Origin of the sequence: Paraburkholderia sp. BR10923 (assembly GCF_040948765.1) — a bacterium.
Lineage (GTDB): Bacteria > Pseudomonadota > Gammaproteobacteria > Burkholderiales > Burkholderiaceae > Paraburkholderia > Paraburkholderia youngii.
Genome location: NZ_JBFPKO010000024.1, coordinates 64,408 through 89,611, shown reverse-complemented (window position 1 = coordinate 89,611; position 25,204 = coordinate 64,408). Strand labels below are relative to the sequence as shown.

The 25,204-nt window shown below is 63.8% G+C and carries 25 protein-coding genes and 1 tRNA gene; 17 read left to right on the top strand and 9 right to left on the bottom strand.

Features of this window, described 5'->3' with window-relative positions; translation table 11 throughout:
• Positions 1 to 66 precede the first annotated feature (66 nt).
• Positions 67 to 1,125, bottom strand: coding sequence for a sigma-54-dependent Fis family transcriptional regulator (locus AB3X94_RS32740; RefSeq protein WP_176109240.1), 1,059 nt, complete (start codon positions 1,123 to 1,125; stop codon positions 67 to 69).
• A 360-nt stretch (positions 1,126 to 1,485) separates the two neighbouring features.
• On the opposite strand from AB3X94_RS32740, the gene AB3X94_RS32735 reads away from it, so the two are divergent.
• The 6 genes from AB3X94_RS32735 (at position 1,486) to otsA (ending at position 6,284) form a co-directional block, all read left to right on the top strand.
• A complete protein-coding gene (locus AB3X94_RS32735; RefSeq protein ID WP_176109239.1) occupies positions 1,486 to 1,803 on the top strand; it encodes a YqjD family protein in 318 nt (105 codons plus the stop codon).
• An 89-nt stretch (positions 1,804 to 1,892) separates the two neighbouring features.
• The gene (locus AB3X94_RS32730) at positions 1,893 to 2,144 is read left to right on the top strand and encodes a hypothetical protein (protein WP_176109238.1); all 252 of its coding nucleotides are present in this window, start codon (positions 1,893 to 1,895) and stop codon (positions 2,142 to 2,144) included.
• A gap of 287 nt (positions 2,145 to 2,431) precedes the next feature.
• On the top strand, positions 2,432 to 3,832 hold the full coding sequence (locus AB3X94_RS32725; protein ID WP_176109237.1) for a sigma-54 dependent transcriptional regulator: 1,401 nt from the start codon (positions 2,432 to 2,434) through the stop codon (positions 3,830 to 3,832).
• A gap of 121 nt (positions 3,833 to 3,953) precedes the next feature.
• On the top strand, positions 3,954 to 4,211 hold the full coding sequence (locus AB3X94_RS32720; RefSeq protein WP_368613694.1) for a hypothetical protein: 258 nt from the start codon (positions 3,954 to 3,956) through the stop codon (positions 4,209 to 4,211).
• Positions 4,212 to 4,411: 200 nt separating this feature from the next.
• The gene (locus tag AB3X94_RS32715; RefSeq protein ID WP_169499220.1) at positions 4,412 to 4,624 is read left to right on the top strand and encodes a hypothetical protein; all 213 of its coding nucleotides are present in this window, start codon (positions 4,412 to 4,414) and stop codon (positions 4,622 to 4,624) included.
• Between the two features lie 232 nt (positions 4,625 to 4,856).
• Complete coding sequence (otsA, locus tag AB3X94_RS32710) at positions 4,857 to 6,284, top strand: alpha,alpha-trehalose-phosphate synthase (UDP-forming) (RefSeq protein ID WP_176109236.1); 1,428 nt, start codon at positions 4,857 to 4,859, stop codon at positions 6,282 to 6,284.
• Positions 6,285 to 6,460: 176 nt separating this feature from the next.
• Here the strand turns inward: otsA and AB3X94_RS32705 are convergent, their stop codons facing one another.
• The 5 genes from AB3X94_RS32705 to AB3X94_RS32685 all read right to left on the bottom strand — a co-directional run bounded on the left by AB3X94_RS32705 (position 6,461) and on the right by AB3X94_RS32685 (position 11,011).
• A complete protein-coding gene (locus tag AB3X94_RS32705) occupies positions 6,461 to 7,879 on the bottom strand; it encodes an MFS transporter (RefSeq protein ID WP_368613685.1) in 1,419 nt (472 codons plus the stop codon).
• A 117-nt stretch (positions 7,880 to 7,996) separates the two neighbouring features.
• Positions 7,997 to 8,500, bottom strand: coding sequence for a YbhB/YbcL family Raf kinase inhibitor-like protein (locus AB3X94_RS32700; protein ID WP_368613684.1), 504 nt, complete (start codon positions 8,498 to 8,500; stop codon positions 7,997 to 7,999).
• A 240-nt stretch (positions 8,501 to 8,740) separates the two neighbouring features.
• The gene (locus tag AB3X94_RS32695; RefSeq protein WP_176109234.1) at positions 8,741 to 9,187 is read right to left on the bottom strand and encodes a very short patch repair endonuclease; all 447 of its coding nucleotides are present in this window, start codon (positions 9,185 to 9,187) and stop codon (positions 8,741 to 8,743) included.
• A 30-nt stretch (positions 9,188 to 9,217) separates the two neighbouring features.
• Positions 9,218 to 10,522, bottom strand: coding sequence for a DNA (cytosine-5-)-methyltransferase (gene dcm / locus AB3X94_RS32690; protein ID WP_368613683.1), 1,305 nt, complete (start codon positions 10,520 to 10,522; stop codon positions 9,218 to 9,220).
• 162 nt (positions 10,523 to 10,684) lie between these two features.
• Positions 10,685 to 11,011, bottom strand: a complete 327-nt coding sequence (locus AB3X94_RS32685; protein ID WP_176109232.1) for a hypothetical protein — start codon at positions 11,009 to 11,011, stop codon at positions 10,685 to 10,687.
• A 198-nt stretch (positions 11,012 to 11,209) separates the two neighbouring features.
• Between AB3X94_RS32685 and AB3X94_RS32680 the strand changes: the two genes are divergently transcribed.
• The 4 genes from AB3X94_RS32680 (at position 11,210) to AB3X94_RS32665 (ending at position 13,678) form a co-directional block, all read left to right on the top strand.
• Positions 11,210 to 11,401 carry a CsbD family protein gene (locus AB3X94_RS32680; protein WP_176109231.1) on the top strand — a complete coding sequence of 64 codons (192 nt, stop codon included), beginning with the start codon at positions 11,210 to 11,212 and terminating at the stop codon, positions 11,399 to 11,401.
• 229 nt (positions 11,402 to 11,630) lie between these two features.
• Entirely contained in the window at positions 11,631 to 11,852 is a 222-nt protein-coding gene (locus tag AB3X94_RS32675) for a hypothetical protein (protein WP_013088811.1), read from the top strand.
• 129 nt (positions 11,853 to 11,981) lie between these two features.
• Positions 11,982 to 12,689 (top strand): glutathione binding-like protein, encoded by a 708-nt coding sequence (locus AB3X94_RS32670; protein ID WP_176109229.1) that lies wholly within the window; start codon positions 11,982 to 11,984, stop codon positions 12,687 to 12,689.
• 149 nt (positions 12,690 to 12,838) lie between these two features.
• Positions 12,839 to 13,678 (top strand): hypothetical protein, encoded by an 840-nt coding sequence (locus AB3X94_RS32665; RefSeq protein WP_176109228.1) that lies wholly within the window; start codon positions 12,839 to 12,841, stop codon positions 13,676 to 13,678.
• Positions 13,679 to 13,702: 24 nt separating this feature from the next.
• On the opposite strand, the gene AB3X94_RS32660 is transcribed toward AB3X94_RS32665, so the two are convergent.
• Positions 13,703 to 14,641 (bottom strand): methyltransferase domain-containing protein, encoded by a 939-nt coding sequence (locus tag AB3X94_RS32660; protein WP_368613682.1) that lies wholly within the window; start codon positions 14,639 to 14,641, stop codon positions 13,703 to 13,705.
• A gap of 210 nt (positions 14,642 to 14,851) precedes the next feature.
• On the opposite strand from AB3X94_RS32660, the gene AB3X94_RS32655 reads away from it, so the two are divergent.
• Both AB3X94_RS32655 and AB3X94_RS32650 read left to right on the top strand, forming a co-directional pair.
• Positions 14,852 to 15,640: a hypothetical protein gene (locus AB3X94_RS32655; RefSeq protein WP_176109226.1), complete on the top strand. Its 789-nt coding sequence runs from the start codon at positions 14,852 to 14,854 to the stop codon at positions 15,638 to 15,640.
• Positions 15,641 to 15,646: 6 nt separating this feature from the next.
• Positions 15,647 to 16,039, top strand: coding sequence for a hypothetical protein (locus AB3X94_RS32650; RefSeq protein WP_368613681.1), 393 nt, complete (start codon positions 15,647 to 15,649; stop codon positions 16,037 to 16,039).
• Between the two features lie 206 nt (positions 16,040 to 16,245).
• On the opposite strand, the gene AB3X94_RS32645 is transcribed toward AB3X94_RS32650, so the two are convergent.
• Positions 16,246 to 16,320, bottom strand: a tRNA-Arg gene (locus AB3X94_RS32645).
• Positions 16,321 to 16,553: 233 nt separating this feature from the next.
• On the bottom strand, positions 16,554 to 16,745 hold the full coding sequence (locus tag AB3X94_RS32640) for a rubredoxin (RefSeq protein WP_013088815.1): 192 nt from the start codon (positions 16,743 to 16,745) through the stop codon (positions 16,554 to 16,556).
• 312 nt (positions 16,746 to 17,057) lie between these two features.
• Between AB3X94_RS32640 and AB3X94_RS32635 the strand changes: the two genes are divergently transcribed.
• The 5 genes from AB3X94_RS32635 to AB3X94_RS32615 all read left to right on the top strand — a co-directional run bounded on the left by AB3X94_RS32635 (position 17,058) and on the right by AB3X94_RS32615 (position 25,161).
• The gene (locus tag AB3X94_RS32635) at positions 17,058 to 17,459 is read left to right on the top strand and encodes a DUF4399 domain-containing protein (protein ID WP_368613680.1); all 402 of its coding nucleotides are present in this window, start codon (positions 17,058 to 17,060) and stop codon (positions 17,457 to 17,459) included.
• Between the two features lie 159 nt (positions 17,460 to 17,618).
• The gene (locus AB3X94_RS32630) at positions 17,619 to 19,553 is read left to right on the top strand and encodes an ATP-binding cassette domain-containing protein (RefSeq protein WP_368613693.1); all 1,935 of its coding nucleotides are present in this window, start codon (positions 17,619 to 17,621) and stop codon (positions 19,551 to 19,553) included.
• A 492-nt stretch (positions 19,554 to 20,045) separates the two neighbouring features.
• Positions 20,046 to 22,031 (top strand): DNA topoisomerase IV subunit B, encoded by a 1,986-nt coding sequence (locus tag AB3X94_RS32625; protein ID WP_368613679.1) that lies wholly within the window; start codon positions 20,046 to 20,048, stop codon positions 22,029 to 22,031.
• A gap of 60 nt (positions 22,032 to 22,091) precedes the next feature.
• The gene (gene parC / locus AB3X94_RS32620) at positions 22,092 to 24,413 is read left to right on the top strand and encodes a DNA topoisomerase IV subunit A (protein ID WP_176109224.1); all 2,322 of its coding nucleotides are present in this window, start codon (positions 22,092 to 22,094) and stop codon (positions 24,411 to 24,413) included.
• 289 nt (positions 24,414 to 24,702) lie between these two features.
• Positions 24,703 to 25,161 (top strand): CopD family protein, encoded by a 459-nt coding sequence (locus AB3X94_RS32615; RefSeq protein WP_013088820.1) that lies wholly within the window; start codon positions 24,703 to 24,705, stop codon positions 25,159 to 25,161.
• The last annotated feature ends 43 nt before the right edge of the window (positions 25,162 to 25,204 follow it).

The following is a 25,204-nucleotide window of genomic DNA, read 5'->3' as shown; positions in this document are numbered from 1 at the left end:
TTGCCTGGCTCTGCCAGGTATTTGGGAGGCCGCCGCCAGCGGCGAACGGCCTACGTTGCAGCGTGCCTACGAGTCGGCTTCGTCTTCGCCGCTTTCGTCGCCGTATGCGCTCAGCCGGTTGTACAGCGTTTTGAGGCTCACGCCGAGTGCTTTGGCCGCGCGCCGCTTGTCGCCGCCGCAGTACTTGAGGGTGCCGAGAATGATCTGCTTCTGCGCGTCGGCGAGCGGCGTGCCGATCCACACGCTCATCGCGTCGCCTTGCGTGACCGCTTTCTTGACTCGCGACGCAAGATGCGGATGCGGCAATTCGACGGTCTTCTCCGCGAGAATGAACGCGCGATACACGGCGTTCTTCAACTCGCGCACGTTGCCCGGCCAGGACCACGAACGCAGCGTTTCGATCGAGCGTTTGCTGAAGCTCTTGTTGGTGGATTCCTGCTGATTCAACTGCGCGAGGAAGTATTGCGCAAGCAGCTCGCGATCGTTTTCGCGCTCGCGCAGCGGCGGCGCGCGCAGCGGAAACACCGCGAGCCGGTACATCAGATCCTCGCGCAAGCCGTTTTCCTTGACGGCCACCGCCGGGTCGCGATTGGTCGCGGCGATCACCCGCACGTTGCCGCTGATCAGCTCGTTGCCGCCAACCCGATAGAACGTGCCGGTTTCGAGCGCGCGCAGCAGCTTGACCTGGCGCACCGGCGCCATCTCGGTGATTTCGTCGAGAAACAGCGTGCCTCCGTTCGCATGTTCGAAGTAGCCGATGCGGCCTTGGACCGCGCCGGTGAAGCTGCCTTTTTCGTGGCCGAACAGCTCGGCTTCGATCAGCTCATCGGGAATCGCGCCGCAGTTCACGGCGACGAAAGCGCCGTCCTTGCGGCCGCTGCGCTCGTGGATGGTGCGGGCGATCAGCTCCTTGCCGGTGCCCGATTCGCCGATGATCAGCGCGGTAGCGTCGGTATCGGCGACGCGTTCGATCTGCTCGTACAGATCGAGCATCACCGGCGACGAGCCGTACAGCAGCCCGTACGATTTCAGTCCCGCGACGGCATCCCCGACGCGCTGCTTCGCTTGTGGCGAAGCATTGCCGCCGGCGGACACGGTGGGCGAGTCCAGATCGATTGACGCCATAAAAGGGGGAGTCCTGTGCAAATGAAGTTCGTGATGCGGCGCGCAGGCCTTGAATGCGAGAGACCGTACAGCCACTATCTCATAAAAGACGATTTAACCACTTCGACACGGATTCCGGCAATCGAACCGGCAGCCGCTGCGGCAGTCGTGCGCGCAATCGGTCGAAAGTGCTCGAAATTGGCCTTTTTCAGCACGTTGAAGCGGTAAATATACCGGGCACATGCATTGCATCATTGACCGTTTGACCGAGTCGTGCGAGCTTTTGACGGCTACGCCGCGGCGGCGCGGGTGAGCGTAGGGCGGCAACCCGGCAACCCGCATCGCGCGGCCACGAACGCCGAATCAGACGAGGAGTGAACGATGACCGACACCACGCAACAACTTGCACTCGGCGGACAGAAAATCGTCGAGGATCTTCGGGTGCTGCTGAGGGACTCGGAGGAAATGCTGCGGCTCGCCGCCAACGTGCCGGGCGAAAGCGTCGATGCGTTGCGCGACCGGCTCGGCACGCATGTTGAAACGCTGCAATCGACGCTCGGCGATGCGCAACGCAACGTGCATCGCCGCTATCGCGAGGCGGCGGTCAGCACCGAGCACTATGTGCGCCATAACCCGTGGCGCTCGCTCGCGCTCGCGGCGGGCGCCGGATTTCTGCTCGGCGTGCTGGTCGCACGATAGAGGCGGCGCGGCGAGCGACGTTCGCCTCGGCTCGCGGGCTCGTCTGGCACGGCCGGCACTCATCCGCATCACGATCCAAGGAGTTCATGATGACACGACCCACGATTGGTTTTTTTGGCGCATTGATGGCACTCGGCGGCTTTCTGGCGGTTCGCTACGTGCAACACAAACGCACCGGCCAGATTTCCCCGACCCGCGAGCTGAGCCGCTGGGAAAACGAGGGTGGTGCGGTCGCGGCGCCGGCAACCTCGTCGACCGAGCTCGCGCCCGCGTCCCGGAGCACCAACGGTTCAGGGCAGGCTGACGGCGAACACCGCGCATGGCCATTTCCGCGTGGCTGAAGCACGGCGCACGAATCCCAAGGTGGGCGGGGGTGCAGCCAGATCGGCGGTCGGCGCCTGGAAGCGATTGTTAAATGGATTCTATAAACCCGTATAATAGGCAAATAGACAACAATGATGCGGTAATCGGCCAGAATTTTGCCATCATTGTTGCGATTTTTCATTAAATGGTCGGCGGCGCGGAACACACGTCGAATCCGCGTGATGCAGCCGACCCGATCCAGCGGCATGCCCATGGGGATGATCCGCATATTTTCTGACCCACGCTTGCAGGCTTTCGAAACGCGATGCCACATGTACTGATTGTCGATGACGACGCAAGTACCCGCGAGGCGCTTTCCGCCATCATTGGGGAAGACGGGCTGACCACCGCCACCGCGGGCGATCTGCGCGAAGCGCGTATTCAACTGATCCGGCAGATGCCGGACGTCGTATTCACCGACCTGAAGCTGCCTGACGGCAGCGGGGTCGATCTGTTCGAAGATCTTGATCCGCGCTCCGGCGTCGAAGTGATCGTGATCACGGGTCACGCAACGGTCGAGTCGGCGGTCAGCGCGCTGAAAATGGGCGCGGCCGACTACCTCGTAAAACCGATCAACATGCAGCGCGTGAAGGCGATCCTCTCGCGCCTGCCGCGCCCCGGCGACCTGAAGGCCGAGATCGGCACGCTGCGCGGCGAGTTGCGCCGCATGGGCCGCTTCGGTTTGATGCTCGGCAATTCGCCGGCGATGCAGGAGGTCTACGACCAGATCAGCCGCGTCGCGCCGACGGCGGCCTCGGTGATGCTGGTCGGCGAATCGGGCACCGGCAAGGAAGTCGCCGCGCAGACGCTGCACGAGCTGAGCCTGCGCCGCAAGCACGCGTTCCTCGCGGTCAATTGCGGCGCGATTTCGCCGAATCTGATCGAGTCGGAAATGTTCGGCCATGAGCGCGGTTCGTTCACCGGCGCGGATCGGCAGCACAAGGGCTATTTCGAGCGCGCGAACGGCGGCACGCTGTTCCTCGACGAAATCACCGAGATGCCGATCGAGCTGCAGGTGAAGCTGCTGCGCGTGCTCGAGACCGGCATGTTCATGCGTGTCGGCACGACCAAGGAAATCGAAACCGATGTGCGTCTGATCGCGGCCACCAATCGCGATCCCGAGCAGGCGGTGCTCGAAGGCAAGCTGCGGCTGGACCTTTACCACCGGCTGAACGTGTTTCCGATCAGCCTGCCGCCGCTGCGCGATCGCGGCAAGGACGTGGAGCTGCTCGCGCAATCGTTCCTCGATGAGCTCAACGAGCGTCACGGCACGAAGAAGCATTTCCCGGTCGCGGTGAAGGAAATGCTGCTGTCGTATCCGTGGCCAGGCAATGTGCGCGAACTGAAGAACTACGTGCAGCGCGCGCACATCATGTCGAGCGCGGATTCGGATGCCACGGCGACCGTGCCGTTGCAGATCACGCTATCGAAGCCCGCGACCGGCACCGCGATCACGATCCCCTTCGGCACCTCGCTCGCGGAAGCCGACCGTCAGCTGATCCTGGCGACGCTCGAGCAATGCGGCGGCGTGAAGACGCGCGCCGCGGAAATTCTCGGCATCAGTCTGAAGACGCTGTACAACCGGCTCGTCGAGTACGGCAACGATACGCGCGACGACGGCGATCCCACCGACGAATCACGCGCGCTCGGCGGCGCGGACGCCTGATCCGCGCTCGTTCGCGCGTCGTCTGCATCATCAGCGATCGCCCGCCCGCGCTTGCGGGCGGCCGATCCGAACGGCACAGGCCTTGCTGCGCTCCAGTGGAACGCAAAACGAGGTCACCGACATGCCGCACCTGCCGCCGCACCTGCCGCATTACGCTGCCGTTTCCCCGCCGTCCGGGCCGTTGCACGCTCACCGGCCCGAACCGGTCGAGCCTCCCACCACCCCGCCGAACCCGGCCGAACCCGATACGATCCCCGGCCCGACCCCCGATCCGATCGAACCCGTGGAACCGGTCACGCCGCCGATCGGCGATCCGCCGCCGCAGCCAACGCAGACGCCTCAGGCCGCCGATCGTCGGTGGCGAGCGCTGCAATGCTGATGCGACCTTCGATGCCGTCATGCAGCTGCGCACTCGATGCAAACATCTCCGCACTGCAGCGGACCGCGGCCGCGGTCCGGTGCAGTGCATTGCTGTACTTGTTACAAAGCCGGCGCATGTTTTACCGGCAATTTACGGTTTCGCCCCCTAGACTGTAGGGATGCCGCAACAAGCGGCGGGCTTCCCCCGGAGGCACCATCATGAGACACCCCGCATTGCGACGTTCCGCGCGGCACTCCAAGCGCGGGCCACGGCCAGCCGATGTCCAGACTGAGCCGGCGGAGTCGCCGGACCCGGCCGCGCAGAACCGGATCGCCCCGCATACGCCGCCGGACGGCGAGCACAACCAGGGCGGGGTGCGTCAGGAAGGCCTCGAATACCAGCGCGATCTGGGCTCGGAACAGGACGCCTGACGCAGCGCAGTAACCGGGCGGGGCATACCGGCGACCGCGAGGCCGGTAAGAAAGACCTCCGCTTTGGTCAGATTAAACAGAAAAATTTTCTTCGCAATTGGCGATGATTGCGGGGATCAGCTCGTTTGTCACATTTTCATACAACTTTATTTCCGATATCTCAAATATCGGCACATTGCTTGCATGCACCGTTTTGGCGCAATTCCGCATACAACGAAACAATGGAGCACTAATGAGCAGATTGATCGTGGTATCGAATCGTGTCGCACCGATTCAGGAAGCGCGTCCGGCAGCGGGCGGGCTCGCGATCGGCGTGCTGGACGCACTGAAGGAGACTGGCGGCGTCTGGTTCGGCTGGAGCGGCGAAACGGTCAGTGAGCCATCCGCGCCCGTGATCGAGAAGCAGGGCAACGTCACCTACGCGACGGTGGGCCTCACCAAGCGCGATTACGACGAGTACTACCGCGGGTTTTCGAACACCACGTTGTGGCCGACCTTCCACTATCGCAACGACCTGTCCCGCTACGACCGCGAGGACTACGCGGGCTACCAGCGGGTCAACGCGACGCTCGCGAAGCAGTTGAAGGAACTGCTCAAGCCCAGCGACATCATCTGGGTGCACGACTACCATCTGCTGCCGTTCGCGCGTTGTCTGCGCGATCTCGGCGTGAAGAACCCGATCGGCTTCTTCCTGCACATTCCGTTTCCGGTGCCCGAGGTACTGCGGACGATTCCGCCGCACGAGGAGATCGTCAAGGCGATGTGCAGCTACGACGTGATCGGTTTTCAAACCGAAGCGGATCGCCAGTCGTTCGTCGACTATATCGAGCGCGGTCACCACGGCACGTCGAGCGAAGACGGCATGGTGCACGCGTACAACCGCTTCCTGAAGGTCGGCGCGTACCCGATCGGCATCTATCCCGATGCGATCGCCAAAGCCGCCGAGCAGTTCACCGACCGCAAGGCGGTGCGCAGCCTGCGCGACGGCATGCGCGGGCGCAAGCTGATCATGAGCGTCGACCGGCTGGATTATTCGAAGGGGCTGGTCGAGCGCTTCCAGGCATTCGAGCGGCTGTTGCAGAACGCGCCCGGCTGGCACGGCCGCGTGTCGCTCGTGCAGATCGCGCCGCCGACCCGCGCCGACGTGCAGACCTATCAGCGCATCCGGCAGACGCTCGAAGGCGAAGCGGGCCGCATCAACGGCCGGTTCGCGCAGCTCGACTGGACGCCGATCCAGTATCTGAACCGCAAGTACGAGCGCAATCTGCTGATGGCGCTATTCCGCCAGTCGCAGGTCGGCTATGTGACGCCGCTGCGCGACGGGATGAACCTGGTGGCCAAGGAGTACGTCGCGTCGCAGGACCCGGCCGATCCGGGCGTGCTCGTGCTATCGCAATTCGCGGGCGCGGCCGAGCAGCTGCCGGGCGCGCTCGTCGTCAATCCGTTCGATCTGTCGCAGATGGCCGAAGCGCTCGAACGCGCGCTGTCGATGCCGCTCGCCGAGCGTCAGGCGCGTCATGCGGACATGATGGAGCCGATGCGCGAGAACAATCTGTCGGTTTGGCGCGATACCTTCCTCGACGATCTGCGCCACGTCGCGACCGCCTCTTCGGTGACGGCCAAAGCGGTAAAGCTCGCTGACGTGACGGCATCGTCTTGAGCGGACAGTCGCGGCCCGCGCGGGCGGGCGACGCGCGGGCCGGTCACGTCGTGAATGAAGTGACAACGAAGATCGAAGCAAAAAGGGCGTGCATCGCGTCGTGCGATGCACGCCCTTTTTCGTGGATGCGTTGCACGTCCAACGGCCACATTCAGGCCACAACGCGGCCACCACCCTCAAGCCGGCTGCGTCGCCTTCTGCACGACCCGCATCGTGCTGACGACTGCCGCGACCGCCGAAAACCCCGCGGCCACATACAACGCGATGACCGTCCCGCTTTGCGGGGCGACGCCGAAGATCAGCGCGACCAGCGCCGCGCCGAGCGTTTGCCCGGTCAGGCGGGCGGTGCCGAGCATGCCGCTCGCGCCGCCGCTGCGTTCGCGCGGCGCGGATGACAGCATCGTGCGATTGTTCGGCGACTGGAAGATACCGAAGCCCGCGCCGCACAGCGCCATGCGCCACGAAATCTGCAGTGCGTCGGGGTGAGGCCCGAGCGTCGCGAGCAGCAGCAGGCCGACCGTCATCGCGGCGAGCCCGACGCCGCCGAGCCAGCCGGACGATATCCTGTCCGACAGGACCCCTGCGATCGGCGCCGCGATGATGATGATCGCGGGCCACGGCGTCATCAGAAGACCGGTTTCGACCTGCGACATACCGAGCGTTTCTTGCAGCAGGAACGGTAGCGACACGAACGCGAGCATCTGCGCGCAGAACGAGCAGACCGAGGTGCCGACCGACAGCGCGAACACCGGAATACGCAGCAGGTCGATCGGCAGCAGCGGGGCGGGCCGCGTCAGTTGCCGGCGCACGAAGAAGTAGCCGACCACCAGAGCGCCGAGTGCTTCGAGCGTCACGTAGCCGAAGCGCTGGCCATGGCCGAGGCCATCGACAGCGAAAATCAGCAAGCCGAATACGATCGCGTTCATGACCGCGCTCAGATAGTCATACGGCGATTCGTGGCCGGGGTTCATCGGCAGCGCCTTGAAGCCGCCGACGATCGCCGCGATCCCGATCGGCACGTTGATCGCGAACAGCCACGGCCACGTGGCGATCGCGAGCACGCCCGATGCGGCCGTCGGCCCGACCGCCGACGACACCGCCACCACCATCGCATTGATCGAGACGCCGCGCCCGAGCTGCGCCGGGGGATAGATCATGCGCACGATCGCGGTGTTCACGCTCATGATGCCGGCCGCGCCGAAGCCCTGGACCACGCGCGCGAGCGCGAGCGTCGCAAGCGAGTTCGACAGCGAGCAGCCGAGCGACGCGACCGTGAACAGGATCAGACCCGACAGATAAATGCGCCTATAGCCGATGCGGTCGCCGAGCGACGCCATTGGCAGCAGCGAGATCGTGATCGCGAGCTGATACGCGTTGACGACCCAGATCGACGCGGCGGCGCTCGCATTGAGGTTGCGCGCGATCGTCGGCAGCGCGACGTTGGCGATCGCGCTGTCGAGCACCGCGAGCGTCAGCGACAGCGCGATGACGAGCATCGCCCAATAGCGTTGCGGAACCGGCAGGCCCAGTTCCTTGCCTTCGAAGCGGGGAGTGGAGGGCGTCGGGCCATCCGTGCGCGGGGAGGGTGCGTGCATCGATTGTTCGATTTGTCGGAGATGTTGCCGCGCCTGTGCGCGGCTACGCGCTGGCCGCTGCGGGCGCATCGGTCGGCGCGGCGCCACCGTTGCCGGGACGCCGGCGCCGCGCTCGCGTCATTTGAGTTCGTAGAGGCCCGTGTGGGTCGTCGAGTCGATTTCGTTCAGATGCGTCAGGAAGCGCGCGACCGCGTTGGTGGTTTCCGCGCTGACCGGCAGATGCGGCACCTTCAGCGCATGCAGCCGGAAAATATAGCGATGCGTGCGATCGCCGCGCGGCGGCGCGGCGCCGCCGAAGCCGACCGTCCCGTAGTCGTTGCGCAGCTGGATCGCGCCCTGCGGCAGCAGCGTGCCGTCGGCCTTGCCGGCGTTGCGCGGCAGCGAGCGCGCGTCGGCAGGGATGTTGACGACGACCCAATGCCAGAAGCCGCTGCCGGTCGGCGCGTCGGGATCGTGAACGGTGAGCGCGAAGCTTTGCGTGTCCGCGGGCGGCGCTTCCCATTGCAGTGACGGCGAGATGTTTTCGCCGTCGCCGCCGAACGCCTTGTCGTTGTACTCGTGGTCTTTCGGCATGAAGCCGTTGGTGGGAAAGTCGTCGGACCAGAGACGGAAGTCAGCCATGATGTGCCTCCCTTGTTGATTGCTTCTGGGAACGTCGGAGTGCGCGATGTCCCGGCGGCGAGGCGCATCTCGCGGCATGCCGGAGCGCGTGAGGAAGTGCCGTGAGAGCGCCGGAAAAGCACCCGGAAAACGCCGCCGAAGCGTGCCTCGAAGGCATCTCGAAAGCACGCCGGGTGAGCCTTTCGAGTGTAGCACCAGCGGCCGCGAGACTCGCGCGAGCAGGGCAGCCCGCGCGTGGTTTCAGCCGCGTTCCTCGAACTCCGGCGCGTCGCTTCTGATCCACGCGACGAGCCGCTCGATCACGCCCGCGATATCGCGATTCGCACCCCGCAAAGCGCATTCCCACACGACCGCGACGCGCCAGCCGCTCGCGAGCAGCGCGGCGCGCACCTTGTCGTCGTTGCTGCGATTGCGGCCGATCTTGTCGCGCCAGAAGTCGGGCCGCGTCTGCGGCCATTTGAACAGATGACAGTCGTGGCCATGCCAGAAGCAGCCATGCACGAGCACCACCGCGCGATAGCGCGGCAGCACGATGTCGGGGCGGCCGGGCAGATCGCGCGCGTCGAGCCTGAAGCGCAGGCCCTGCCGATGCAGCAGGCTGCGGATCAGGACCTCCGGCCTGGTGTTGCGGCCGCGAATGCCGGACATCATCCGGCTGCGCGTCGCGCTATCGACGATATCGACCATCGTCAGCGGGCCAACGGGTCGCGCGGCCGCTCACGCGTAGAGCGGCAGGGAGTGTTTCGACGCATCGCGGGTCGGGTGGGCGAGCAGGGTTTGCACATGCGGCAGCATGATACGCGCCACTTCGCGCATCACCGGCATCACGACGCTGTTGCCGAACTGCCGGTAGGCCTGCGTATCGCTGACCGGAATCCTGAAGGTGTCGGGAAAGCCCATCAGCCGCGCGCATTCGCGTGGCGTCAGACGACGCGGGCGCAGCGCCTCGCCTTGATAGACGAGTATTTCGGAGCCGTCCTTGTGATAGCGCGCGGACAGGGTGCGCGTCACGCTGTCCGGATAGGCCATGCCGAAACCGAAGCCGTTGCCCGCCGCGCGATGCTTGGCCGCGTAGTTCTGCAGATACGCCCACAGCTTCGGGGTGAGCGTGTACTTCGGCTGCACACGGCGCGCGGCGTGATCGAAGAAACGGTCGTGGTCCCACGGCAGCACGGGTTCGGTACCGTCCGTGCGATGCAGGATCGCGCCGAGCCGCGGACCCTCGTCGGGCAGCCGCAGGTCGTCCCACGTGAACGCGGTCTTGCCGCGAAAGCCGACGATGATGATGCGCTCGCGATGCTGCGGCGTGAAATGCTGGCCATCGATCACGCGGTAGTGCACCTCGTAGCCGAGCTCGTCGCGCAGCGTTTGCAGGATCACGTCGAAGGTGCGGCCCTTGTCGTGCGACAGCAGGTTTTTCACGTTTTCGAGCAGGAACGCGGCGGGGCGCTTCGCGGCGATGATCCGCGCGACGTCGAAAAACAGCGTGCCCTGGGTCGTGCATTCGAAACCGTGCGGCCGCCCCAGCGCGTTTTTCTTGCTGACGCCGGCGATAGAAAACGGCTGGCACGGAAAGCCGCCGAGCAGCACGTCGTGGCTCGGCACGTCCTCGGCGGGAAACGTGACGATGTCGCCGATCAGCGCGTGCGCGCCGCCGCTCGCGGCGTTGTCGCCGTAGTTCTGACCATAGTTCTCGCGATAAGTCCGCGTCGAGAATTCGTTCCACTCGCTGGTGAACACGCATTCGCCGCCGTGCGCCTCGAAGCCCATGCGAATGCCGCCGATGCCCGCGAACAGATCGATGAAGCTAAAACGCGCCGCGTCGCCCGCCTGTTGCGCCTCACGCGCGCCTTGCCGCAGCAGATCGCGCAACGCGGGTTCGAGCATCGCGGGACAAGGCGTTTCACCTTTTTCCCAGCGACGCACCGTCTTGATGTCCTTGCCGACATGGGCTGCGATTTCGCGTTGGGTGAAACGGGCGCGCGCCTGCTTGAGCAGGTCGAACGGGGCGACGAGGGTCACGTGGCGTCCTGGCTGGGAATTTTTGCGGACATTATGACCTAAGGTCGTCCCCTTTCCCTATTTTTAGCGCCGATTGATCAGGATTTTTTCGCGATATGTCGCGCCGCTGCGTTTGTCTGCGGCGGGTGCGGAAGCGGTGAGGCGGCGTGCGGCTTGGCGAGTTCAGGCCGACTTCGCTTTCTTCGCCCGCTCAGCCGGTTCGAATCGCGAGGTCGGCGCGGGCGCGAAGCGTTCCCATTCGGGCAGCGGCGTCGAGGCGAGCCGATCGAGTTGCAGCAGCAGGCTGTCGACTTTGTCCAATTGGGCGGGAGAAAGCTGGCCGCTGTCGACCAGCGCGGTCAGCCGTTTGCGCCAATAGGTGGCTGGCAGGATCGGACCGCCGAAATCGCCACGCAGCGATACGTGCATCACGCGCGCGATGTGCGCGATGTCGTGGTCGATTAATGCGGCTTGCGATGATCCCGAAACCGTAGTGTCCGTATGGTCCATGACTCCTCCCTGAACGCATTTACGGCCGTGCGCGGCGAGACTTTAGGCCATATTTGATAAAAAGTTTGCCGATCGCGCATCGGCGTTCGTCGATGGCGCCGCGCGCGGAACGGCCCCGGGAACAGCCCTTGCTAAATCCCACATACCGGCGGAATACCGCGCCGGCATCTCTGTCGACTACGCATATGGGAGCCGAACATGAACAAGGATCAAGTGAAGGGCGTTGGCGAGCAGGTCAAGGGCAAGGTCAACGAGGCCGTCGGCAAGGCCACGAAGGACCCCGCGAAGGAACTCAAGGGCGACATGCAGCAGGGCGCCGGCAAGGTGCAGAAGGCCTATGGCGATGCGAAGGAAGACGCCAAGGACGATGCAAAGCGCGGTCATCACTAAACCCGTTCGGTGTAGGTTGCCGTAACGGCGAGGCGTCGCGACGGTCGCGGCGCCTTTGTTTTTTGTGCAGCGCAGAGCGGGGCGCGCCAGTCCGGTTTCACTGTCTGGGTCGCGGCTGACGCTGGCGCGCCAGCCGGCCTGGGAGTAACCCGTGATCGCGATGATCGGCATTCCGCACGCGCCGCCAGCCCTTTAGACTTGGCGCAAATCCCACGTGGAGGTCGCGCCAATGACACCCGAAAAGATACTTTCGATGTTCGAACGGCAGTACCTGGAAGGCAAGGCGCCGCCCGATCTCGAAGCGACCTGTGCGAGCTTCGCGACGTGGCTTGCGGCCGCGTGGGAACTGCTCGACGGCACCGAGAAGACGCTGCTGCTGACGGTCGGAGCGACGCTGTGGCGAGAGGGCTTCAACCTGCGCGCGGGCACGGCGACGAAGGACTTGTGGTGATCCGCCGATTGCGAACGGCGCTGTTGCCACGGCGTTTGTAAGGTCTTCGAGCGGCCTCCGCACGCGTTCTGGCGAGTCGGTTTATATTGGGCGGTCCTGCAATTTCTGTCCCTATGGCGACCCGAACCCATGACCGATTTATCCGCTTTCGCGATCACGAAAAAATGGCCGGCCGAGCATCCGGACCGGATTCAGCTCTATTCGCTGCCGACGCCCAATGGCGTAAAAATCTCGATCATGCTCGAGGAAACCGGCTTGCCTTACGAGCCGCATCTGGTGCGCTTCGATACCAACGATCAGATGACGCCGGCGTTTCTGTCGCTGAACCCGAACAACAAGATTCCCGCGATCCTCGATCCGCACGGCCCCGACGGCAAACCGCTGCCGCTGTTCGAATCGGGCGCGATCCTGATCTATCTGGCCGACAAAAGCGGCCAGCTGATCCCAAAGGACGCCGCCGGGCGCTACGAGACGATCCAGTGGGTGATGTTCCAGATGGGCGGCATCGGTCCGATGTTCGGCCAGGTCGGCTTCTTCCACAAATTCGCCGGCAAGGAGTACGAGGATAAGCGTCCGCGCGATCGCTACATCGCCGAATCGAAGCGGCTGCTCGGCGTGCTGGAGCAGCGCCTCGAAGGACGTGCCTGGGTGATGGGCGATCGGTATTCGATCGCCGATATCGCGATCTTCCCGTGGGTGCGCAATCTGGTCGGCTTTTATGAGGCCGGAGAGCTGGTCGGCATTCAGGACTTCCCGAACGTGCGGCGCGTGCTGGCTGCGTTCGTCGAGCGTCCGGCGGTGGCGCGCGGCCTGAATATTCCGCAGCGGCCGGCCTGATCGCCTGAGTGGCCTCGACGGTTTTTCGTGTCCTTGAAAATATTGCCGCTGACCGCGTATAACCTTTTTAGGTGAGTAAAGTTCTTACCGGCTTTTCGGGCGACCTTCGCGCGGCAGCGCCGTGATGCGATCGGACAAAAGGTGAAGCAATGAGCGCCGTTACATTGTTCGCATGGTCCGTTCCGGCGTATTTCCAGGGTTCCGTGGTCGATCACACCTGGGTCACGACTTACGACAGCCGCGTGAAGATATACCCGGCGCTGGCGGACGTCCTGCTCGCTGGCGAGCACTATTGGTACAGCTGGGGCGGCTTCCACGCCCGAGGTGGGACGCCCGTCAGTGCGGATGGTTTTCTGGCTTCCGGCGCGGCAAATCTGCTTTATGCTAGTTGCTTATGTAAGCCCGATGTGGACCCGAACATCGATCCGGCCGCCTGTGGAACGATCTTCAGCTATGGTCGCGATGGTGTATGCCATCAGCTGTCGAATCAGATTCTTTGGGCGACCGGCGGCGCTGGAGCGGCTCCGGCTACGGTTCGCACGTCCAGGGGCTACTGGTTGAGCAACGCGGTCTTCGGAACGTACGGCAAGCAGCATGCTGCATGGACGAGCAAAAAGATTCAGTGCTCGACACCAAGCGGGAGTAACGCCATGAAGCCAGCACATCAGGAATCCGATGTCGACGATTTTCAGGAGCATCTTCAGGCGACCTTGAAGGGTCCCGACGCGCAAGCGAAGATCAAGTCGTTGATGAATCATCGCCGCGCATTTATGGTGCGAGTCGAGCGTTTGCAATACGCCCCGCAGGGCAGCGATGCTCCGTCGGCCTCGGAGCTCAATCAGGCCTATTCCTCTTTTCTCCACGACGCTGCCGAGATTCTGGGCGCCGAGGACTTCGAGCGAGTATTCGGTGAACGCCCACAGGATCAGATGAACGTCGTCGATCCTTCGATATACGAGCAAAGTCTCCGTCGGCCGATGCAAAAATAACGGAGCCGTTGGACTGGCGTCGCCTCAGACGCGTTTCGCGATCACCGTCGTCGAACTCGCAATGTCGAGATTCTTTTTTGCGCTTAGCTGTTTCACGAACGATCGATCCAGCAGCGTCGGCGGGCCCTGCAGAATTTCATCGACCGTGAGCGCCTTGAATTCTTTCAGGGCATCTTCGTCGAGACCTTCGGCCCACTCGCTCATGATCCAGTAAATCGACCAGATGGCCGTTGTCGATTCCGGCACGTATACGCGTTCGGCTTTGATCTCGGACCCGAAGAGATTGAGAATCCCCTCGGCAGTCATGTTGTAGTAGTGATGCGGGTAGCCGTGAGTGGGTTGGGTGAGCGGAACCACTACCACAAGGTCGCCTCCCGGCTTCAACACGCGAAGAATTTCTTTGGCGGCGGTGAATGGATCCTTCACATGTTCGAGCACATTCAACGACAGAAGGCCATCGAACGATGCATCTTTGAATGGCAGAACTTCGCCGACACCTCGCACATCGGTGGAAGGATAGTTGGTGATGTCAAAATTGATCACGTTTTCGTAGATCGCGGGGCGGCTGCCTGCCCCACAATCCAGAATGATCCCCGACGGATGGCGCTCGATCATATTCAGCGCATCCTGATCGTACAGATTGCTTCCAGCCAGTTCCGAGTCGTAGATGTCGAACTGGGAGCGCAGCTCGGGCGACAAGAAATCGAAAAACTTCCCGTCGTCGCTATAGGGCATATCGGTGCGAAGGACCGACTCGATTCTTTTTCTGCGTGCCTGCCTGGATTGAGCGGCCACCCGTGCATCTTGCCTGCGATGACTTTCGGAGACTCCGAATACTTCGAAATGCGATCTTCCCGATCGTAATGCGCCGAGCCTGACCGCCTCAGCGACGTCCGGATTTGCTGCGAGATAGGCCTGCTCGCAAAAATTCAACGCAGTGACGCATTCAAGCGCTTGATCCATGTCGGTCCTCGGAAACGTTTCGAAGTCGGCTCGCAGATTATAGCGATCTGAGGTTTTCGGGCAGTGCTGGTTTGGCGATGTTGTCGAACGGCGCGCGAATGAATGTTATCGATTGTGTCGGTGCTGTCGCCCGGTCTCCCGCTTTGTGCTACGTATACCCGCTTCAGATCAATTGGAAGGCGCGATGTGCGTTGACGGAGTTATAGATAGATGGTGATTGACTTCAAAGTCGGAGCACATCGGCGCTGCACGCTCTACACGCGGCGGGAATATCGCGGCAACCCCTTGAGCGACGAGGCGCGCACTGGCCGGCAGCTCATTACCTCGGCCGCATCGTCGGAATTCGCACGCGACAGCCGCCAGCTAAGTCGGCTTCTCCAATTCATGCGCGACGCGCGCCTCGGCGCAGCCGCCAGCGGCGCTGCTCCAGAACAACTCGTGCGAGTCCTGCAAGCCGCCGTGGAGCGCGGCGATGTGATTGCAGTCGCGTCTAAGTCACGTGCCTCGAGCAGAAGAGGAGCGTCGATCGATCAGGAGATACGGCCGTATTACGAGACCGTCACGCCGTCGCAGCTGTTTCGGCGCGCGCTACCCGTTGTGCGTGCCAGGAATGCATTCCAACGGCCCGTACTTCCGCGACTGGCCGCTGACGATGATCTCGCCATCTGGTTCGCTCGCCCCGGTGACGTGCTGCCGGATGGAACCATCGCTACGCCGGTATCAACGCCGCTTGGCGATGCGCAGGCGTTCGACTACCAGTCCGAGATGCCGGGCGGCGCAGCAGATGAAGTTGCCGGGATGCCGTTCAAAGGCGCGCCGGGGACATGGATTTCCAGCATGCCGGGGACGATGCCACAGTTGCGTCAGTTCGGGCCGAATGGCACGCCGCTGACGGACTTTGACCTTGAAGCGCACCACGGCAATCCAAATCCACACGCGCACAATTGGGACGGCTACATCCGCGACGAGGGCGCGCCGGTCTCCTTGCTCCCGTGGTAAATCGATATGACAGAGGAAATATTGAAGGCTTGGGGCTATTTCCACGACTGGTTTCTGGACAGCGTGGTCATTGGCCCGAATACCGAGCCCCGGACGCTGACGCTTGGTCTGTACCTCGCCAATAGGCGCGCGGTGGTCACGTTCAACGGCGTGACTTGTGTTTCAGTTGAACATCTTGGCTTGCTGAATATCGTCTACGGCATTCACATCGTAGCTCCGGACGACGCTAAGCACGCGCGGGCTAGTGCCGTACTGGAAGCCGGCGAGCGACTTACCGACAAGAAGGCCGCACTTCTGGTCTTCGTTTATTCCACTCTCGGTGCCGAACTCGCGATTGAGTGTGACTCGCTTCGGGTCCATGAGACCGACGACGGAATATGTGGTCCTCGGCTGCCGTGATCGCAAAACGGAAGCGGGACCGCCTGGCTAAAGCGATGTGGGCGGTACGCCGGGACGAGCTTCCTGAACAGCTGTCCGGCGACGGCAACGAGGACGAACTATCAGAAGAACGGAGCGAGACGATGGAGATTCACATTCGCGACGACTCGTCAGTGCAGATGGGGCCCATGTTGTAATACTTTTGCGGGCAACGCCGGGAAGCTATCTGGTCCCCCTGACAGGAATCGAACCTGTATCTAGCGCTTAGGAGGCACTTGTTCTATCCATTGAACTACAGGGAGAGGACCGGGCCGGACAGATCGGCGAGGACTCGGTGAGTCCAGACTGACCGGCGAGCGCAGAGTATATCAAACCGGCGCGGGCAAAAGGAGAGCAAGCCAGCAACCGCCCGCGCGCCCCAAAAACCCCGGAAAAACAAACGGCCACGCAGACATCGCCTGCGGGGCCGTGCAAACCACCTGACCATCCGGCGAAGCGCACGCAACCGCGCCCATCGCCCGACGTCATTCCAACTTTAAAACTCGACTACCGCGAACTCCGCCTTGCCCACGTCGCACAGCGGGCAGCGCCAGTCTTCAGGGATGTCGGCGAAGCGCGTGCCCGGCGCGATGCCTTCTTCGGGCAGGCCGTCTTCCTCGTTGTAGATCCAGCCGCAAATCAGGCAGACCCAGCTCTTGTATTCCGTCACTTCGATTACTTCGCTCACGACACTCTCTCTCGTTCAATGCAATGGCCGGCTTGCTCTGCCCCTTTATGGGGCGGCGCGGCGACCCGCAATATTACCGGAATTGGTCAATCCAGCCGCAGACGACCGGTGCGGCGCCGTCGCAACGCATCCACCACGACGTGCCCAGGCTCGCGGCGACCGGCCCCGTCACACAAAGCGTGTACGCCTGGCTCTGCAAGCTATCTGATTCGACAGACGTGGCGCCCGCCTGGCATGGATTGCGACTATCGGTCTCAGACCGGGCCGCTGGCGGTATCGCGTGGACGAGTTTCGCTTCCAAAGGAGAAACCGATGTTTAAAAACAGACGGTTGGTCGGCATCGTGGCGGCAGGACTGCTCGGCGTGTCGGGCGTGGCGCAGGCGGAGGGCGTGACCTTCGTGCAACCGGCGGACGGCGCGACCGTCACCAATCCGGTCCACGTCGTGTTCGGCCTCGACGGCATGAAGATCGCCCCCGCGGGCACGATGACGGAGGGCACCGGGCATCATCATCTGCTGGTCGACGGCAAGCCGCTGCCGAAGGGCGAGGTCATCGCCGCGACCGACAAGTTGCTGCACTTCGGCAAAGGCCAGACCGAAACAGATCTGACGCTGCCGCCGGGCGACCATACGCTGACGCTGCAATTCGGCGACGGCGCGCATCGCTCCTATGGGCCGCAGATGAGCAAGACGATCACGGTGCACGTCAAGTAAGCCGTTGTTCGAAGGCCGGACCGGCGCACGCGTGTCGCCGGCCCGCACCGATTGCGTTGCACGCCGCCTTGCACGCATCTCCCGCCCGTCATCCCTGCGACCGGCCCCGCGCCCGGTACAATGAGCAGTTCCGACTCATCGCTGTCTTCTCCCATTCCCATGTCGCTTTACACCATTACCGGAGCCCAGCTCGCGTTCGGTCACGTCGCGCTGCTCGACCATGCGGATTTCTCGCTCGAAGCGGGCGAGCGCGTCGGGCTGATCGGGCGCAACGGCGCGGGCAAGTCGTCGCTGTTGAAGATCGTCGCCGATCTGGCCAAACCCGACGACGGCCTCGTCTCGCGTCAACAGCATCTAAGCACGGTCTACGTGCCGCAGGAGCCCGAGTTCGACGCCGACGACACCGTGTTCGACGCGGTCGCCGCCGGTCTCACCGAGGCGCGTGCGCTGCTCGACGAATACGACGCGGTCGCGCACCAGCTCGCCGACACGCCCGAAGGCGCCGAACATGACGCGCTGCTCGCGCGCATGAACACGCTGCAATCGTCGCTGGACGCCGCGGACGCCTGGAACTGGAGCACCCGCGTCGCGACCACGCTGCAGCAGATCGGCCTGAACGGCGAGGCGCGCGTCGGCTCGCTGTCGGGCGGCATGCAGAAGCGCGCGGCGCTCGCGCGCGCGCTCGTCGTGCAGCCCGACGTGCTGCTGCTCGACGAGCCGACCAACCATCTCGACTTCGACGGCATTCGCTGGCTCGAAGATCTGCTGGTGTCGCTGCGGGCGGGGCTGCTGTTCATCACGCACGATCGCGCGTTTCTCGACCGCGTCGCGACACGCATCGTCGAACTCGATCGCGGGCGGCTGCTGTCGTATCCGGGCAATTTCTCCGCGTACCAGACGCGCAAGGCGCAGCAGCTCGAAGTCGAGCGTATCGAAAACGAGAAGTTCGACAAGCTGCTCGCGCAGGAAGAAGTGTGGATTCGCAAGGGCGTCGAGGCACGCCGCACGCGCAGCGTCGGCCGCATCGCGCGTCTCGTGCAGATGCGCAACGAGCGCGCCGAACGCCGCAACGTGCAAGGCAACGTGAAGCTCGACGTCGGTCAGGGCGAGAAGTCCGGCAAGATCGTCGCGGAACTGACGGACGTGACGAAGCGCTACGGCGAGCGCACGGTGGTGGACCGCTTCACGGCCACGGTAATGCGCGGCGACAAGATCGGCTTCGTCGGTCCGAACGGCGCGGGCAAGACCACGCTGCTGAAGCTGATCCTCGGCGAACTCGCGCCAGATGAAGGCAATGTGCGCGTCGGCACCAATCTGCAGGTCGCCTATTTCGATCAGATGCGCGCGGCGCTCGATCTGGAAAAGAGTCTCGCGGACACGATCAGCCCCGGCAGCGAGTGGGTCGAAATCAACGGCCAGAAGAAGCACGTGATGAGCTACCTCGGCGACTTCCTGTTCGCGCCGGAGCGCGCGCGTTCGCCGGTCAAGTCGCTGTCGGGCGGCGAGCGCAACCGGCTGTTGCTTGCGCGTCTGTTCGCGCGTCCGGCCAACGTGCTGGTGCTCGACGAACCGACCAACGACCTCGACATTCCGACGCTCGAACTGCTCGAAGAACTGTTGATCGATTACGACGGCACGGTGCTGCTCGTCAGCCACGACCGCGCGTTTCTCGATAACGTGGTGACGTCGGTGATCGCATCGGAAGGCGGCGGCAAGTGGCGCGAATACGTCGGCGGCTTCACGGACTGGCAGACGCAGCGCGATCGCTCGGAGCAACTCGCGCTCGAAGCACAGAAGGAATCGGACAAGGAAGCCCCGAAAGAAGCGGCGCCGAAGGAAAGCGCCACGGGCCGCAATGCGCAGCGCAGCGCGAAGTTGTCGTTCAAGGAACAGCGCGAACTGGAGGCGCTGCCGAAAATGATTGCCGACCTCGAAGCCGAACAGAAGGCGATCGGCGCGCAGCTCGAAGACGGCTCGGTGTTCGCGAAGGATGCACGCGAAGGCGCGCGTCTGACCGAGCGCTATGCCGAGATCGACGAAGAGCTGATGCTCGCGCTCGAGCGTTGGGACGAGCTGGAAAACCGCGTCAAGTGACGCAACGTGGTTCGCGCGCCGCATGGCGCGCTTCCTCACGCATGAGCTGATGCAGCCTGCGCGGGCGGCACGAAAACAACAGCGAACGCCGCCGCGCATGCATTGAAGGTTATACGGGCGCACGCCCGTGCAGTCCGCCGATACCCGCGGCTAGCCATTGCGCCGTCGTCCCGCGAGGCGTCCATCCTCCGGCGCGTGTCCCCCAGCGCCCGCCGCGCCTTATCCAGTCGGCCAATTCAGCGCGACGTCAATTGCCGCCGTGATCGAAATCAGTACAATACCCCGCGAACAGGCTTCCCCGGCGGGCTGAGCGTCGTTGCCCGGCCTTCGAGCGCGCCAGCGGAAGCCGCGCAACAAAACAGCTTGCCCGCACTGCGGGCACCCCGCCTAACCCTGTTGTTTCGTTTCGCTTTTTTTGAAAACTCAACGCATTGTCCACGGCCCTGTCCACAGGACCTGTGGACAACGATGAACCGACGCACCGAGTCAATCATGTCTACGAAAAAGCCAAACGCCGCGTATAGCGAAGCGTCGATCAAGGTGTTGAAGGGTCTTGAGCCGGTCAAGCAACGACCCGGCATGTACACCCGCACCGAGAATCCGCTGCACATCATCCAGGAAGTCATCGACAACGCATCGGACGAAGCCCTCGGCGGCTACGGCCGGCAAATCACGGTCACGCTGCACGCGGACCATTCGGTCTCGGTCGACGACGACGGCCGCGGCATTCCGTTCGGCCTGCACCCCGACGAGGGCGTACCGGTCGTCGAAATCGTTTTCACGCGCCTGCATGCGGGCGGCAAATTCGACAAGGCCGCCGGCGGCGCTTATACGTTCTCGGGCGGTTTGCACGGCGTCGGCGTGTCGGTCACGAACGCGCTGTCCACGCGGCTCGACGTCACCGTGTGGCGCGACGGCAAGGTGGCCGAACTGAGCTTCGCGCACGGCGACGTCGCGAAGCCGCTCCAAGTGCGCGGCGCCACCAAGGCCGACAAGAAATCCGGCACGCGCGTGACCGCGTGGGCCGATCCGAAGTACTTCGATTCGCCGAACCTGCCGCTCGGCGAGTTGCAGCGTCTGTTGCGCTCGAAGGCGGTGCTGCTGCCGGGCGTCGAAGTCACGCTCGTCAACGAAAAGACCGGCGAGCAGCAAAGCTGGAAATACGAAGACGGCCTGCGCGGGTATCTGCTCGAAGGCATGAACGGCAGCGATCTGCTGATCCCGCTGTTCGAGGGCGAGCGCTACGCGGAAAGCTCGCGTTCGAGCGAAGAGACGTTCGCCGAGGGCGAGGGCGCGGCGTGGGTCGTCGCGTGGAGCGAGGAAGGGCCGCTCACGCGCGAGTCGTACGTGAACCTGATCCCGACACCCGCGGGCGGCACGCATGAGTCGGGTTTGCGCGACGGTCTCTATCAGGCGGTCAAGAGCTTCGTCGAGCTGCACAACCTGCAACCGAAGGGCGTGAAGCTGCTCGCCGAAGACGTGTTCGCGCGGGTGTCGTTCGTGCTGTCGGCGAAGGTGCTCGATCCGCAGTTTCAAGGGCAGATCAAGGAGCGCCTGAATAGCCGCGACGCGGTCAAGCTGGTGTCGTCGTTCGCGCGGCCGGCGCTCGAGCTGTGGTTGAACCAGCACGTCGAGCACGGCAAGAAACTCGCGGACCTCGTGATCAAGCAGGCCCAGGCGCGCACGCGCGCGGGCCAGAAGGTCGAGAAGCGCAAGAGCTCGGGGGTCGCGGTGCTGCCCGGCAAGCTGACCGATTGCGAATCGACGGAAATCGGACGCAACGAGCTGTTCCTCGTCGAGGGTGACTCGGCGGGCGGCTCCGCGAAGATGGGCCGCGACAAGGAGTATCAGGCCATTCTGCCGCTGCGCGGCAAGGTGCTGAATACGTGGGAAACCGAGCGCGATCGCCTGTTCGCGAACAACGAGGTGCACGACATTTCGGTGGCGATCGGCGTCGATCCGCATAATCCGGACGACAAGGTCGATCTGTCGAATTTGCGCTACGGCAAGATCTGCATTCTGTCGGATGCCGACGTCGACGGCTCGCACATCCAGGTGCTGCTGCTCACGCTGTTCTTCAAGCATTTCCCGCAGCTGATCGAGCGCGGCCATGTGTGCGTCGCGCGACCGCCGCTGTTTCGCGTCGATGCACCCGCGCGCGGCAAGAAGCCCGCGCAGAAGCTCTATGCGCTCGACGAAGGCGAACTCGAGGCGATTCTCGACAAGCTGCGCAAGGACGGTGTGCGTGACAACCAGTGGTCGATCAGCCGCTTCAAGGGGCTCGGCGAAATGAGTGCCGAGCAGCTGTGGGACACGACGATGAATCCCGACACGCGCCGCCTGCAACCGGTTGCGCTCGGTGAACTCGACTACGACGCGACCGTCGCGCGCATGACGATGCTGATGGGCAAGGGCGAAGCGGCGTCGCGCCGCAGCTGGCTCGAAGAGAAGGGCAACGAAGTGGAAGCGGACATCTGAGCGCCTTGCGCCTCGATGCGGCATACGACACTTCAAGCCAAACACGGACACGGAATCTAGATGGACGACGATAACACTCTCGACCTTTTCAACGAGCCGCCGTCGGACGGCGACGTGCTGACGCTCGGCAACTACGCGGAGCGCGCGTACCTCGAGTATGCGGTCAGCGTGGTCAAGGGCCGCGCGCTGCCGGACGTTTGCGACGGCCAGAAGCCGGTGCAGCGCCGCATCCTGTTCGCGATGAACGAGATGGGCCTCGGCGACAACGCGAAGCCGGTCAAATCGGCGCGCGTGGTCGGCGACGTGCTCGGTAAGTATCACCCGCACGGCGACCAGTCCGCGTACGACGCACTCGTGCGTCTCGCGCAGGACTTCTCGATGCGCTATCCGCTGATCGACGGCCAGGGCAACTTCGGCTCGCGCGATGGCGATGGCGCGGCGGCGATGCGATACACGGAAGCGCGTCTGACGCCGATCGCGAAGCTGCTGCTCAGTGAGATCGACCAGGGCACGGTCGACTTCATGCCGAACTACGACGGCTCGTTCGACGAGCCGAAGGTGCTGCCGGCGCGTCTGCCGTTCGTGCTGCTCAATGGCGCATCGGGCATCGCGGTCGGTCTCGCGACGGAAATTCCGTCGCACAACCTGCGCGAAGTCGCAAGCGCCGCGGTCGCGCTGATCCGCCATCCGAAGCTTTCGCACGCGGAGCTGATGCAGCATGTACCGGGTCCGGACTTCCCGGGCGGCGGCCAGATCATTTCGAGCGAGGCGGAAATCGCCGCCGCGTACGAAACCGGCCGCGGCAGCCTGAAGGTGCGCGCGCGCTGGAAGATCGAAGACCTCGCACGCGGCCAGTGGCAGCTCGTGATCACCGAACTGCCGCCGAACACGGCCGCGCAGAAGGTGCTCGAGGAAATCGAAGAACAGACCAACCCGAAGATCAAGCTCGGCAAAAAGGCGCTGACGCCCGAGCAGTTGCAGACCAAACAGACGCTGCTCGCGCTCGTCGACGCGGTGCGCGACGAATCGGGCAAGGACGCGCCGGTGCGTCTCGTGTTCGAGCCGAAGTCGAGCCGCATCGATCAGACCGAGTTCGTCAACACGCTGCTCGCGCATACGAGCCTCGAATCGAACGCGCCGCTGAACATGGTGATGGTGGGTGGCGACGGCCGGCCGCGTCAGAAGGGCTTGAGCGAAATCCTGCACGAGTGGATCGCGTTCCGTTTCGCGACGGTCACGCGCCGCACGCGGCATCGTCTGTCGAAGGTCGACGACCGCATCCATATTCTCGAAGGCCGGATGATCGTCTTCCTGAATATCGACGAAGTGATCCGCATCATTCGCGAATCGGATGAGCCGAAGGTCGCGCTGATGGCCGCGTTCGGACTCACGGACCGCCAGGCCGAAGACATCCTCGAAATCCGGCTGCGTCAGTTGGCCCGTCTCGAGAAGATCAAGATCGAGAAGGAGCTGGCCGAGCTGCGCGACGAGAAGGCCAAGCTCGAGGAACTGCTCGGCAGCGAACCGGCGATGAAGCGCCAGCTGATCAAGGAAATCGAAGCCGACGCGAAGCAGTACGGCGACGAGCGCCGTACGCTGATCCAGCAGGAAAAGCGCGCTACGTTCGAAGCGCGCGTGGTCGACGAACCGGTCACGGTGGTGGTGTCGCAGAAGGGCTGGGTGCGCGCGTTGAAGGGCCACGGGCTCGACGTCGCGGGCTTCAGCTTCAAGGCTGGCGACGGCCTCTACGCGGCGTTCCAGTGCCGCACGCCCGACATGCTGATCGCGTGGGGCAGCAACGGGCGCGTTTATTCGGTCGCGGTGGCGCAACTGCCGGGCGGGCGTGGTGACGGCGTGCCGGTCACGTCGTTGATCGAACTCGAATCGGGCAGCCATCTGATGCACTACTACGCGGCGTCGGCGGACCAGGCGCTGCTGCTCGCGTCGAGCAACGGCTTCGGCTTTATCGCGAAGGTCGGCGACATGGTGAGCCGCGTGAAGGCAGGCAAGTCGTTCATGACGATCGACGCCGGCGCCGCGCCGCTCGCGCCGATGCCGATGCTGCCGGGTGCGGTGCAGGTCGCGTGTCTGTCGTCGGGCGGGCGTCTGCTCGTGTTCGGCCTCGACGAGATGAAGACGCTGTCGGGCGGCGGCCGTGGCGTCACGCTCATGGCGCTCGACGACAAGGAGACGCTCGTGCAGGCGCTCGCAATCGACAAGGCGGGTGTGATGCTGATCGGCACACGCCGCGGCGGCCGCGTCGACGAGGAGAAGCTGGCGGGTGCCGAGCTTGCGGCGCATGTCGGCAAACGCGCGCGCAAGGGTCGCGCGCCTGACAGCAAGCTGAAGCTCGACGGCATGCGTCCGGTGCTGCCGGCTTAGTAGAGTCGATTTAACCAAGTTTGACGCTGGAAAGCCACGGGCGCCTGCTAGCATGCGGGGCGCTCGCGGTCCGGTCACAACAAGTCCGTCGCGCAAAGGGTGTGGAAGCAAACGGGGTGCGGCGGCGGCGCGGCCCGATGAAGGTGCCGCGATTACAACCACAAAATACGCTGCAATCGACGTCGATACCCGGAACTGCCTGTATCACGTATGGTCGAACGCGCTCAGTTGCTGCTGAGCGGGATTAAGTGTCCAAAACGGTGTGGCGTCGTCGGGAGAGGAAAACTACATGAACAAGGCTATCGAAGTCGCGCTTTTTCTGCATTTGCTCGGGGTGGCGGTGTGGGTTGGCGGTATGGTGTTCGCGCATTTCTGCCTGCGCCCGGCGCTCGGCGATCTGTCGCCGCAACTGCGCCTGCCGCTGTGGGAGTCGGTGTTCGGCCGCTTCTTCAACTGGGTCGGGGTGTCGGTGCTCGTGATCCTGATCAGCGGCGGCTTCCTGCTGATGCAGTTCGGTGGCGGTCATGCCACCTGGCCATTGCATGCGATGGCCGGCCTCGGCATCGTGATGATGCTGATCTTCGGGCATATCCGCTTCGCCGTGTATCCGCGCATTCGCCGCGCGGTGCAGGCGCAGAAGTGGCCCGATGGCGCGCGGGCGGTCGGTACGGTCCGCCGTCTCGTGCTGATCAATCTCGTGCTGGGCGTCGTGACGATCGGCGTCGCGGTGCTGTCGCGCGGATTCTGATCCGCCGATCGCCAACGGCGCAACGGGCTTCGTGCGGACCGCG